The sequence below is a fragment of the Bacillus sp. RSS_NA_20 genome (assembly GCF_020165915.1).
GTDB classification, from domain to species: Bacteria; Bacillota; Bacilli; order Bacillales; family Bacillaceae; genus Bacillus; species Bacillus altitudinis.
The window spans coordinates 2377155-2389790 of the sequence record NZ_JAIUKW010000005.1; the positions used below are offsets into that span (position 1 = coordinate 2377155).

Consider the following 12636-nt stretch of genomic DNA (forward strand, 5'->3'; position numbering starts at 1 on the left):
AAGCGGCATAACAACAAGCCAAAAACAGCCCAATCCCGAAGAATTGAGCTGTTGTGCCGTTATATAAACATATTAATGATCATAATAAATGCAATGGCGCTAACGGAAATGATGGTCTCCATAGCCGTCCATGTCAAGAACGTCTCTTTAATGGTCATACCAAAATACTCTTTGATCAGCCAAAAACCAGAATCATTGACATGAGACAAAATCAGTGAACCCGCTCCTGTTGCTAAAACAAGCAGCTCTCTGCTCACATCCGGCATGGATGCAGCGATTGGGGCTACAATTCCGGCCGCTGTCATCATGGATACTGTAGCAGATCCTGTTGCCACACGAATAACCGCAGCAATTAGCCAGCTAAGTAAAATCGGTGAGATTGGGGAGTGTTTGGCTAAATCAGCAATATAATCCCCAACACCTGAATCGATCAGTACATTATTGAACGCTCCGCCTGCACCAATCACAAGCAGAATGGAAGCGATCGGTCCCAAACATTCATTACTAAATGACAGCACTCGGTCACGGCTCATCCCTTGTATAAAGCCAAGGCTAAAGAAAGAATACACTGTTGCAATCAATAAAGCTGTTATGGGATCTCCAATGTACTTGAACATCTGATACCACATACTATCCTCTGGCAAAATAATATCCGCCAACGTGGCAAGCAGCATAAGAATGACCGGCACCAAAATGGTAAACATCGTATTCGCAAAACCAGGAAGCTTCCGATCAGCATGTCGTTCCGTGAATTGCTTTCTGAGCATCTCTGGAACTGGTTTATGTATTCGTTTTCCAATCCACTTACCATACAACGGTCCAGCAATAATAGCTGTTGGCAAACCGACGATGATTGAAAAGAAAATCGTTTTCCCCACGTTGGCATGATAGATGCCTACTGCTGCCATTGCAGCTGGATGAGGCGGGACTAGCCCATGCACAACAGACAAGCCTGCGATTAATGAAATCCCAATCGTCACGAGCGAAATGCCCGTTTCAATCGCAATGGTAAAGAGTAAGGGAATGAGAAGAACAAATCCGACCTGGAAAAAGACAGGTATCCCCACGATAAAGGCTACAAACATCATCGCCCAATGCACATTCTTCGTCCCAAAACGACTGATGAGTGTTTGAGCGATCCGCTCAGCGCCCCCTGACTCAGCCATCATTTTCCCAAGCATGGTCCCAAGCGCTAGCACAATCGCCAGTAACGATAACGTGTTCCCTAATCCCGTTTTAATCGATTGAATGATTTCCTGTAAATCCATTCCTGTAGCAAAACCTACTAGCATAGAGGTAATAATCAAACTCACAAACGGATTCAACTTAGCGACTGTAATGAGAATGAGTAAAAGGACAATCGCCGCAATCACAATGAATAAAAGCATGTTCTCCCACCTTTTCCCCGATGTTTAACGATTTTGTTTTAATTGCAACGCACTAATGACATCAAATTCATCCTTCAGTTTGTCATAGAGACGCTCATATAAATAAAATAGCTCTATGTATGTTTCGTTGTTCTCCATATTTGGTTCATGGCGAGCAGAAATACGAATCCATTCCTGTACTTCTTCTATCTCTTCCATATGACCTAAACTATGAAGTGCAAGGACAGCCGCCCCAAGTGCGGAAGCCTCGTAGCTTTCTGGAACGAGAACTTCTCTGCCCATCGTATCCGCCAAAATCTGCCTCCATAGCGGGGATCTCGCAAATCCACCAGAAGCCCGGACATCCTTCGCTGGACCTGTTAAATCTCTTAGTGCCACACCGATCGAGAAAACACTCATAATGACGCCTTCTAACACGGCTCTAATAAAGTGCTCGCGCTTATGCTGAAGACCAATCCCGAAGAACGTGCCTCTTGCGTTTGGATTCCAATAAGGTGCACGCTCACCTGTTAAAAATGGTAGAAACAGCAGTCCTTCTGAGCCAGCTGGAACCTTCTCTGCAATATCAATCATCAGATCGTAAGGGTCTACACCTAGACGCTTCGCTACCTCCACCTCTGACGACCCAAATTCATCCTTCAGCCATCTCAGCATAATCCCGCCGTTATTGGTCGGTCCTCCGACTACCCAGTGCTTGTCCGTCAATGCATAGCAAAATGTTCTTGATTGCTCATCTGTAATCGGCTGATCTACGACTGTACGTACTGCACCACTTGTCCCAATCGTGACTGCTACCTCACCTTTGCCAATCGCACCAACACCAAGATTCGCTAGGACACCGTCATTTGCACCCACAACAAATGGTGTATCTTCTTCAATGCCCATTCGCAGCGCAATTTCTGGCTGAAGCCCACGCAGCTGATGCGTCGTTGGAACAAGTTCAGACAGCTGATTCACCTGAATTCCTGCAATACGTAGGGCCTCCTCGTCCCATTGAAGCGTTTCCAATCGGAACAGTCCTGTTGCTGATGCAATTGAATAATCGACCACATACTGACCGAAGAAATGATAAAGAACATACTCTTTGATGGAAATGAATTTTGCTGCCTGATTGAAGACGTCAGGTGTCATTTCCTTGATCCATCGTATTTTTGAAAGCGGTGACATTGGATGGATCGGTGTTCCGGTTCTTTTATAAATTTGAAAGCCATCTAAGTCCGTTATGATTCGTTTCGCTTGTTCTGCACTTCTGTTATCAGCCCAAATGATACTGTTTGTTAATGCTTTTCCATTCTCATCCATGACGATTAACGAATGCATCGCCGTACTAATTCCCACACCTATGAGGTTTTTTGCATCAAATGCTGCTTTCGTCAATGCGCCTCTTACACTCGCAATCACAGCATCTAAAATATGTTCAGGGTTCTGCTCAACCCATGCTGGCTGGGGGTGAATGAGGTCATAAGGAACAGAATGTTTTGATATGACTTTCCCCTGTGGTCCAAATAGAACCGCCTTTGTACTTGTTGTTCCAATATCCAAACCAATTACCGCCTGGTTTCCCTTCATCTGTATCACGCCCAATCATTGATTTGAAATAAAGTGTCGTGGTGCCGGTGTACCTGATAAATCCCATTATAGGAATATTTTTTTCGACATTCAACGATCAAAAAGAAAATAATTTTCATTTAAAACCTTAGAATCGTTACCACAACAGCATTTTTCACTAATAGAAAAATTTATTTTTGAAACCATTACACTCTTTTTTGAGAGATGGTTTCTCTCATTTGCTTTAAGTTTGTTAATGTTTCCTGCTGCCTTAAATGTGCAAGCGCAAAATATAGCACATCAATCACAGTAAGCTGGGCAAGCCTAGCAGACATCGCTTCCGTTCGGAAAGCCGTTTCTTGCGTTGATGTATACAGCGTGACATCTGCAAGCTGACTCAATGGAGAACGCTGATAGCTTGTAATGCCAATGGTTTTCGCTCCTTTTTCCTTGGCTGTTTTCATCGCATCCAGTAAATCCTTATTTCGACCAGAATGAGATATACCAAGCACTGTGCTCTTTTGATCAAGCAGACCTGCCGACATCGCTTGAAAGTGAGAATCTGTATGAACAATACAGTTGATGCCTGTTCTCATAAATTTGTGGAAAGCATCTGTGGCGATGAGGCCAGACCCACCACTGCCATAAAACTCTAAGCGCTCTGCCCCATGGATTAATTGTACGGCTTTTTCTACATCTTCTGGATTCAACAATTGAAAACTATCCTTTAATGCAGTGATGTTTGCCTGAAATACCTTTTGCATAAAAACGGCAGTATCATCGTCAAGACTCATCTCTTCATCTACATAATCAGGCTTCGTTTGGTCTATTTCCTGGGCAATAGCAATCTTCAAATCTTGATACCCCTCAAATCCAAGCCTTTTACAAAGACGAAAAATCGTTGCCTCTGAGCTCGCTGTCTTTTTGGCAAGCTCGACAATCGACAAATGGATGATGTCGCGGGGCTCACTTGTAATGTGCTCAGCAATTGCTTTCAGTTTTGGCGGCAATCCTCTGCTTGCTGCCCTTATCTTATCCATACTACTTAAAATGACAGAAGCCAATTGACTTCACTCCTTCCTCATTCATGTGAGCGCATACATTCCCTCATGTTCCCATCTTATAAAAAAGAAGCCTGTTTGCACAGACTTCTTTTTTAAGAATTCAAGACTTTGATCATTAAATCAAAAAACCCTTCAGCATCTACATCCATACACACTTGAAGATTGCGATCTTTTCCCCATTGATGCTGAAAATCACATATCATTTGACCATCGCAGAACTCACTCTTCGTCTCCACTTCTACATGAAAAGCCTGTGTATTCACAAGTTGTTTATCAATTGCAAGACTTACAGCAAGCGGATCATGCATGGCACATGCCCACACCCCATTCCGCTCAAAATAGCGCTGGCGGTAAATGCTTGTGCTCTCTCTGATATAAATGGCTAACGTTTCATTTTGAATGGCATCAATTCTCTCATCCGTTAACAAGACCTGTCTTGTGACATCAAGCCCTACTTGAGTCAATGAAGGGAAACCAGCCTCCAGCACCAATTTCGCCGCTTCTGGATCTGCATATGTATTAAATTCCGCAACCGGTGTGACATTTCCCTGTCCCTGCACGACACCCCCCATAAAAATGACTTCTTTCACATGATGAATCAGCTCAGGGCATTTTTTTACCGCAAGGGCTAAATTCGTTAACGGCCCTGTCAACACGAGCGTAACCTGCTTCGAATACTTCAGCACTTGGTCAATGATAAAATCAGGCGCAAAACCTTCATCCGCGGTCTTCTTAGGCCGGGCGTCCTTTAAAGCGCCGCCAATTCCATCCTCCCCATGCACCCGATGTTCATAATGAGGGGCTCTCAAAAGAGGCGTCGCTGCACCTTTGATGACAGGGATTTCCTCTGCCTCAACCAGCTCAAGCACTTTACACGTATTCAACGTAGCCGCTTCAACAGACACATTCCCGCACACCGTTGTGATCCCCAACATATCAAATCGCTTACTTTTCACTGCAAGCAAAATACCAATCGCATCATCAATTCCAGTGTCTACATCCAAGATCAATTTCTTTTTATTTGCCATGTTTGAAAGCTCTCCCTTGTTTGTAAGTGTTGTTAGGGGAATGATAGCATATTACTTTGGTCATCGTTTTTTAAAGAACATACGGCTAACGGATATTTTTCACTCTTTTTCTCCAATGTCTCTCAGATACTGTTCACGTTCCTCCTTAGTAAAACTTTTAAGGTAATTTTCTTTCACTTCCGGCTCATCTTTATATTCTTCCCAATCTATAAAGCGGTCTGATAATTCAGGGTCATAACTCATTGAACCGATTTTTTTAGCTCTATATTGTAAAGAAGCTGAGAAACCGTACTTTTCCGGTTCATCATTTATATATCCTCTAATTACGATGTAGCCCATTGGATCAATAGTTACCCTCTTCTTAAACGTTATGGTCTTAATAAAGTGATGGATGTCTTCTTTGCGTAAACATTCTTCTATTTTAGGCTTCATTTTTTCTGCGAGCTCTTCTGCTTTTTCTTGATCGCTCTTTTCTTTTACCACATCATTTGTTTTACTTTGCTTATTGTGCTGAGTGATTAACGAAGTCACTGAGACAATGATGATAACGACCAAAACAGATACAAGTTTTAAAGTATTTTTCATACAACGCAACACTCCTTACAATCAAAACTTCTCAATTAATGATAATAAAAAAATAAAACAGGTGGGTAGACACCTGCTTCACTCTTTTTCTCCAATGTCCTTTAGATATTGCTCTCGTTCTTTTTCAGAGAGTCGTTTAAGATAGTTTTCCTTTAATTCTGGTTCATCTTTAAATTTATCCCAATCTTTAAAACGATATGACAACTCAGGATCATAACTCATTGAACCTATTTTTTTAGCTCTATATTGTAAAGAAGCTGAAAATCCGAACTTCTCCGGTTCATTATTTATATAGCCATCGATTATAATATCCCCCATAGGATTGATGGTCACATCTTTTTCAAACGTTATGGTTTTAATAAAGTGATGAATGTCTCTTTTATGTAAATGCTCTTCTATCTTAGGCTTCATCTTCTCTGCGAGTTCTTCTGCTTTTTCTTCATCGCTCTTCTCTTCCACTACATCATCCGACAGACTCTGATTAATGTACTCTACAATGAAAGCAGTTACTGAGATGATGACGACCACAATTAATATAGAAAATTTCATTGTATTTCTCATAAAAAATAAAAACTCCTTTATGAACCTTTAATCAATCTACCAATGAAATTGACACAAATAAAAACAGGTAAGTGAGTACCTGCTTTACTCTTTTTCTCCAATGTCCTTTAGATATTGCTCCCGTTCTTTTTCAGAGAGTCTGTTAAGGTAGTTTTCTTTTATCTCAGGCTCATCTTTATATTTATTCCAGTCTTTAAAACGATATGACAACTCTGGGGAAAAGCTCATAGAACCAATTTCATTAGATTTATGCATTAAAGATGCTGAGAAATAAAATTTTTCAGGATCATCATTTATATAACCATCAACTGTTACATATCCCATTGGACTAATGGATACCTTTTTTTTGAATGTTATTTTTTCTATAAAATGATAGATATCCTTTTTATGTAATCTTTCTTCTATTTTTGGTTTCATTTTCTCTGCGAACTCTTCTGCTTTTTCTTGATCACTTTTCTCTTTCACAACAGTTTCCCCTCCTGAATCATTCGATTTTTCTTTCTTATTTTGTTGGATAATAAGAGAAACTATTAGAATAATAACGATAGTAAATAATATAATCACAACTTTGATTGTGTTTTTCATTAGATAAATCCACCTTTGTTAATCTAGAGGATTTTAATCCTCTTTTTATAGATATCTATCATACAATATCATATAATATATAAGATAAATATTACAGGAGTGACAATTTTGTCTAAAACCGTAGCCCAAAACGAACTTTCTGATAAAGACTATAATCTTATTTCCAATGCATCTTATAAAATAGATTACTATAGAATTTCTAGTGAAATAGAAATTAGTAAAAATAAGACCATGTATGTCATTGATTATAAAGAAACAACTAAAGGTCTTAATGCACTAACTATCGTTTCCGAAGAAGATTTTGATCGCTCCGATGGAGGAAAAGACCTCACAAAAATCAAAAACGCCGTCATCGCCTACCGCGGCTCAGAACCGATTGGGGCAGGCCAATATAAAGATACCATTAAAAAACATGGAAAAAAAGAGTCAGATGATCTTCTTTCTACCATTTTGACAAAGCTTCCTCCTTTTAGCCAGTCAGAGACGTCAAAGGAAGTCACGACGAAGATGACGACAGGGACAACGACCTATACAAATGAGATTGTACAAGATTGGTTGATTTCAGATACGAAGTATTTGATTAAAAATATCCCTTTTGAACACGGTGCAGAGAATCAAATGGTGCAAGCGGACCGGTATGCGAAAGAGATCCATAAGAAAATGCCGAATGCGAAGATGTATGTGACAGGGCATTCACTTGGCGGATCAAATGCTTCTTATGTTCTTGTCAAAAATGATTTTATTCAAGGCGGGGTCACCTTTGAGAATCCGAATATTTACCCAAATCTATCGGATGGTCTGCAAGCCAAAGCATTAAAAGGTGATTACCGTAGTAGATTAACAGAATATATCAATCTCAATGACGGGCTATCTCTCTTAAATCGTCATACGACAGAAATCGGTCGTGTGAAAGTGATGTATGATGCCGCTTTACCTGAAGGCGTCGATTACACTGAGGACTCCTCAAAGGCCGTCCAGTTTATGAAAAATCTCCTCAATCGGGCAATGAGTGTGAACCCTTCACTTGATGCGAATTTATTTCTTGAAGCCCTCGCCGGCAGCCATGGCTTAGACCGGTATTCCTTTTCGTCAGATGGCTCCGTTCAAACCATTGATGATATGTTGAGAAAAAACCCTTCTCTCACTGCCGCCATGTTACATCAATTGAGCCAATCAAATGTCCATCCGCAAAGTGTGGTAGCGATTTTAATCAAGTCGCATGTTCTCATGAACACAGGTCGTACATTCTCTACATATGCCGAGCACCATATGCAGCAAATCATTCGCAAAATTGAGAAACTCGATGACAAAGTGGATCAATCGGTGGAACGCGTTCGTTCAAGATACAAACAAATTGTCGGTTTTGGTTCGTATGACCAGCTGACGGCTTCAGATGTGGATGCTGTCATTCGCCACTTAAAAACAGAGGGTCTTGAAAATGAGTTCTATTCGGTCAAAAAGTATGATGCAGCGATTGATCATGCGATGGATATGAAAAGGTGGATGGACTCAATATCAGATGATATGAGCCAGCTAGGAAAACAATACCACGATGCAGATACAACCCTTGCCAAGAATATGGGTATTTCTTAAGGAGTACGACAAATGGAATTTTCAAAGAAACAACCAACAGACGCAGATCGTTTTTTGCAGAGAGTCACAGATACGCATACATCTAGCTCCATCTTCTCTCAAGCAAACTTTAACACGGAAGACATGACACCAGCAGAGCTGGCTGCTTTGAAGGCAAAGATCAAAGAAGAACAGAAAACAGCGCTTATCAGAGCCATCCGGCATCAGCTGCAAAATGAATTTGCAGAGGATCGCCAAGAAGCCAAAAAAATAGTAGATCTGATTGATGACCTTCTGATTAACGTGTACAAACATCAAAGGAACATCCAAATCCATATGTCAGGTGAAGCCATTGACGCCTTAATCGAAAAAATCGAACAAAGACTCACATTTTTTGAACTGAAAGAAGATGTTCAATCCGCCATCGACTCGATCGGCATTTAAATGAACCTGTCATCCGGTGAATCTTTTCCCCGTCTCACTCGTATATACTAAAAGAGTGATTGATTTGAAAGGAGATCTGTTTGTGGGATATATGTTGTTATTTTCGGTTGTGATCGGTCTTGTCCTGACCCTTTTGCTCACACCACTCAGGTTAATCGTTAGAAAGAAAGGAACTGAACAACAGGTGCCGCTTATGTGGATTGCGGGACTGGCACTGCTGTTTATCATCGGGATTTTCGGCTTCTACTACATCACCAATTTAGACCGCAACCCATCATCACTGTGGCTCATTGGACTTGTTGTGACAGCAGCAGGTGCCTTTTTATCAGTGGGATTGGAGCGGAAGATCAAGGGCGTTTTATTTCTCATATTATTGTTGCTCGGTGTTTATATGGCAACCGCTTTTCTATTCAATGCAAATGAGAAATTCGACGTGTCTAAGATGGATCAAAAAGTCGAAATCAAAGCGTTTGATGAGACAGAAACACCTGCGAGTGTACCACCGCAATTTGCTCGCAATAAGATGAAGAAATCGTTCGGACAGGTGCCAAACACGAGCTACTACGAGCTTGGCAGCTTGCAAATTCAGAAGGTCAATGGTGAGTATGTGTATATCGCACCCGTCGAGTTCTCCGATTTCTTTAAATGGATTCGTTCTGGTAGCACACCAGGTTACTTTACATTAAGTGCGACCGACTCATCTGCCAATCCAAAGTTTGTGAAAACCGAGATGGTCTATACGCCTTCTTCCTATTTCAATAAGGAAATTGAGCGGCATATCCGTCTTCAGTATCCAGATTTGATTTTCTATGGAGATACGCAGCTCGAGATCAATGATGATGGCAAGCCTTATTACATCCAAACATTTGGAGATTTCATCTCTGCACGAAACGGGTTTAAAGCTTCAGGTGTGGTTGTTGTGGATGCCAAAACGGGTGAAACGAAGAAATATTCCTTAGACAAAGTACCAGCCTTTATTGATGGCGCTGTTTCGCCAGAGGCCGTCAGTCTGCAAAATAGTTACTTCGGCAACTATGTTCATGGTTTCTGGAACAGTATGTTTGGAAAATCAGATGTGAAACTGCCTTCAGACGAGGGAACGGAAGCCAATGTAAGTCCAGTGTTTGATTCAAAAGGGGATATGTATTACTTCACAGATTTCACCAGTCCAAAAGAGGGCGTTGATTCCATGCTCGGGTATGCACTGACAAATGCCCGAACAGGAAAAGCTACGTATTATACGGGTAATCTTGAAGAATCCTACATGGATTCACAGGGAGCTTTGCAAATTATTGAGAAACGATTTATCGAGAAGAAATGGAAGGGCCGCATGCCGATTCTTTATAATTTCTACGGGGAAGCCAGCTGGCTTACACCTGTTCTCGATTCAAACGGGTTCCTGCAAAACTACTTTATTGTTTCGGCAGCCAATCCTGAAATCGCCGCATATGCTTCTACACCAAACGAAGCACTAAGAGCCTATAAAACAGCTCTTCAAAAAGGCGGCGGTACCGTCAATAGTTCATCAAAGCAAGAAAAGAAAGAGTCGACAGGCAAAGTGAAGAGGGTGTATAAGGAAAAGACCGGTGATTATACAACCGTCACCTTCTTACTAGACGATGGGAAAAACTACACCATGTCATCTGAAAAAGAGCCTCTTATTATTTATTTAAAAGAAGGCGATCAAGTCAACATGAAGTACACAGATACAGGTGAGATTTTCCTCCCAGTCGATGAAATCAACATCAAAGGGTTATAAAAAAAGACGTTTCTCCCTACTGCGGAGAAGCGTCTTTTTTCTCTTTTCTCAACAACTCAACAAGCAATTCCTTATTTTTATTCCCACCTGTCATCGGGGATTCGACATAGGAAAATGTCCGTTTAAAGTCCATTCCCCTCACAGAAATGACAGCCAATTCCCCGCCAATGCTGCCCCGCTGGAGGACATATTTAGATAAAACAGACAGCCCCATTCCATGAATGACAGCTTCTTTAATCGCTTGATTGCTGCTAAATGTCACAAAGGTCCGCGCTTTCAGTCCATTTGATTTCAGGACGTGCTGTAAGTATTCTCCTGTCCCAGATCCTTCTTCTCTTGTGATCCATGTTTCATTTTGCAATTGATCAATGGTGACATCCTTTTTCTTTGCAAACGGATGGTCTAATGGGGCAACGATATACAGTTCATCCTCTAGGAACGTTTCTACAGAGAGTTCTTTGTCATTGGTTTGTCCTTCAATCAGTCCGATGTCGACATGGAACAACCGAACATGTCTAGCGATCGCCTCTGTATTATCAATGACTACCTCAATATCAACATGCGGATAGAGCTGATGAAATTGTGCCAAAATTTGCGGCAGCACATACTCCCCAATGGTAAAACTCGCTCCAATCGTGAGCTTTCCTCGTGCCAGATGATGATGCTCATAAATATCCTGCTTCGCCTGTTCATATAAACGAATGATTTGTTTTGATCGATGGTACAGCATATCCCCAGTTGGCGTCACCGTTAATTGCTTTGGCGAACGATTGAGCAGAACCGTCTGAAATTCCTGCTCCAAGTTCTTAATGTGAAGACTGACACTCGGTTGAGAAATCCGTAGCTTCTGAGCTGCTTTTGTAAAGTTTTTCTCTTCTACCACTGTCACAAATGTCTTCAGTGCATCATAATACATCTGTCCCTCTCCTATCAGAAATCTTAATCCTACATCTTCAATACATATATCTTACTAATTCCTTTCCAACTCGTAAAGAATAGCCTAAACCAATCAATTTAATAAAAATATTTACTAATTTTTTTAAAGACTCTATACTGAAAGGAGATATTTTCTATAGGAGGTGCTGACTTGGCAGCTAAAATAAAGGACATTGCGGAAAAAGCCGGATTATCCATCGCCACCGTGTCTCGCGTACTGAACCAAGATCCCAACCTATCGGTTACGGATCAAACACGTGAGAGAGTATACGCGGCAGCAGAAGCTTTGTCCTATCAAAAAAAGACATTCAAACATTCACTAAAAAAAATTGCCTTTCTCTATTGGATGACCGAAAAAGAAGAGCTTGAAGATATTTATTTTAAATCCATTCGTCTAGGCATTGAGGAACTCACCAATACCAGAAGCTTAAATGTTACCGCTTACAACCCATCTGATGGTCTTCAATCGATTGATCCTTCTACAGAAGGCATCATCGCCATCGGTCGATTTAAAAAAACTGAGCTTGATCAATTATATGCGATCACAAAACATATCGTCTTTATTGATACATCACCAGATGAAGACCGCTTTGATTCTGTGAAACCAAACCTGAAACGAATTGTAGAAAAGATTATTGATTCTTTTATCGAAAAACAGCACACATCCATCGGATTTATTGGCGGGACAGATCTTGATCTCAATACAAATAGGCGTATTCCAGATATTCGTGAAACGACCTTCCGCCAGTACATGACAGCACACAACAAACTGGATGAACAATTGGTCTATATCGGTCACCACTTCTCTGTAGATGAAGGCTATTCATTGATGATGAAGGCGATCGACGAGCTCGGCGATCACCTGCCAACCGCTTTTTGTGTCGCAAGTGATCCTCTTGCGATAGGCTGTTTACAAGCATTAAATGAACGCGGTTTTTCTTTACCAAATCGAGTGAGTGTCTTTAGTATCAACGATATTCACGTCTCTCAATATGTGTCACCACCGCTCACAACTTATCACATCCATACCTCTTTACTTTGCGAAACAGCTGTCGATTTACTTTTAGAAAGACTTGTTGATGGCAGAACATTACCAAAAACCGTGCTGATTGCCTCAGAACCTGTCTTTCGGAAAAGCACGATATAAACAGCTGGAAGGCCTGCCG

At 41.1% G+C, this 12636-nt stretch carries 12 protein-coding genes; 4 read left to right on the top strand and 8 right to left on the bottom strand.

The window, feature by feature from the left end; genetic code table 11:
* Nucleotides 1-59: 59 nt before the first annotated feature.
* From LCD32_RS17880 to LCD32_RS17910, 7 genes are all read right to left on the bottom strand, one after another.
* Complete coding sequence (locus LCD32_RS17880; RefSeq protein ID WP_048002495.1) at nt 60-1388, bottom strand: GntP family permease; 1329 nt, start codon at nt 1386-1388, stop codon at nt 60-62.
* A 24-nt stretch (nt 1389-1412) separates the two neighbouring features.
* Complete coding sequence (gntK, locus tag LCD32_RS17885) at nt 1413-2957, bottom strand: gluconokinase (RefSeq protein WP_048002496.1); 1545 nt, start codon at nt 2955-2957, stop codon at nt 1413-1415.
* Nucleotides 2958-3142: 185 nt separating this feature from the next.
* On the bottom strand, nt 3143-3976 hold the full coding sequence (locus LCD32_RS17890; protein ID WP_224564671.1) for a MurR/RpiR family transcriptional regulator: 834 nt from the start codon (nt 3974-3976) through the stop codon (nt 3143-3145).
* Between the two features lie 116 nt (nt 3977-4092).
* On the bottom strand, nt 4093-5028 hold the full coding sequence (locus LCD32_RS17895) for a nucleoside hydrolase (protein WP_224564395.1): 936 nt from the start codon (nt 5026-5028) through the stop codon (nt 4093-4095).
* Between the two features lie 99 nt (nt 5029-5127).
* On the bottom strand, nt 5128-5613 hold the full coding sequence (locus LCD32_RS17900; protein ID WP_008347333.1) for a hypothetical protein: 486 nt from the start codon (nt 5611-5613) through the stop codon (nt 5128-5130).
* A gap of 78 nt (nt 5614-5691) precedes the next feature.
* Nucleotides 5692-6174 (bottom strand): DUF1433 domain-containing protein, encoded by a 483-nt coding sequence (locus LCD32_RS17905; RefSeq protein ID WP_008347335.1) that lies wholly within the window; start codon nt 6172-6174, stop codon nt 5692-5694.
* An 84-nt stretch (nt 6175-6258) separates the two neighbouring features.
* On the bottom strand, nt 6259-6759 hold the full coding sequence (locus LCD32_RS17910; RefSeq protein ID WP_224564396.1) for a DUF1433 domain-containing protein: 501 nt from the start codon (nt 6757-6759) through the stop codon (nt 6259-6261).
* Nucleotides 6760-6858: 99 nt separating this feature from the next.
* Here LCD32_RS17910 and LCD32_RS17915 point away from each other — a divergent pair, with 99 nt between their 5' ends.
* The 3 genes from LCD32_RS17915 (at nt 6859) to LCD32_RS17925 (ending at nt 10534) form a co-directional block, all read left to right on the top strand.
* Entirely contained in the window at nt 6859-8352 is a 1494-nt protein-coding gene (locus tag LCD32_RS17915; protein ID WP_224564398.1) for a lipase family protein, read from the top strand.
* A gap of 12 nt (nt 8353-8364) precedes the next feature.
* Entirely contained in the window at nt 8365-8775 is a 411-nt protein-coding gene (locus LCD32_RS17920) for a hypothetical protein (RefSeq protein WP_008347340.1), read from the top strand.
* 82 nt (nt 8776-8857) lie between these two features.
* The gene (locus LCD32_RS17925) at nt 8858-10534 is read left to right on the top strand and encodes a hypothetical protein (RefSeq protein ID WP_079919986.1); all 1677 of its coding nucleotides are present in this window, start codon (nt 8858-8860) and stop codon (nt 10532-10534) included.
* 16 nt (nt 10535-10550) lie between these two features.
* Here the strand turns inward: LCD32_RS17925 and LCD32_RS17930 are convergent, their stop codons facing one another.
* A complete protein-coding gene (locus tag LCD32_RS17930) occupies nt 10551-11450 on the bottom strand; it encodes a LysR family transcriptional regulator (protein WP_025208260.1) in 900 nt (299 codons plus the stop codon).
* Between the two features lie 171 nt (nt 11451-11621).
* Here LCD32_RS17930 and LCD32_RS17935 point away from each other — a divergent pair, with 171 nt between their 5' ends.
* On the top strand, nt 11622-12617 hold the full coding sequence (locus LCD32_RS17935) for a LacI family DNA-binding transcriptional regulator (protein WP_024720441.1): 996 nt from the start codon (nt 11622-11624) through the stop codon (nt 12615-12617).
* Nucleotides 12618-12636 lie beyond the last annotated feature (19 nt).

Bases quoted from the DNA above. Each gene is read 5' to 3' on its own strand.
- LCD32_RS17895 (WP_224564395.1), bottom strand. From the start codon at position 5,028: ATGGCAAATAAAAAGAAATTGATCTTGGATGTAGACACTGGAATTGAT.
- LCD32_RS17920 (WP_008347340.1), top strand. From the start codon at position 8,365: ATGGAATTTTCAAAGAAACAACCAACAGACGCAGATCGTTTTTTGCAG.
- LCD32_RS17905 (WP_008347335.1), bottom strand. From the start codon at position 6,174: ATGAGAAATACAATGAAATTTTCTATATTAATTGTGGTCGTCATCATC.
- LCD32_RS17890 (WP_224564671.1), bottom strand. From the start codon at position 3,976: ATGGATAAGATAAGGGCAGCAAGCAGAGGATTGCCGCCAAAACTGAAA.
- gntK (WP_048002496.1), bottom strand. From the start codon at position 2,957: ATGAAGGGAAACCAGGCGGTAATTGGTTTGGATATTGGAACAACAAGT.
- LCD32_RS17880 (WP_048002495.1), bottom strand. From the start codon at position 1,388: ATGCTTTTATTCATTGTGATTGCGGCGATTGTCCTTTTACTCATTCTC.
- LCD32_RS17910 (WP_224564396.1), bottom strand. From the start codon at position 6,759: ATGAAAAACACAATCAAAGTTGTGATTATATTATTTACTATCGTTATT.
- LCD32_RS17930 (WP_025208260.1), bottom strand. From the start codon at position 11,450: ATGTATTATGATGCACTGAAGACATTTGTGACAGTGGTAGAAGAGAAA.
- LCD32_RS17900 (WP_008347333.1), bottom strand. From the start codon at position 5,613: ATGAAAAATACTTTAAAACTTGTATCTGTTTTGGTCGTTATCATCATT.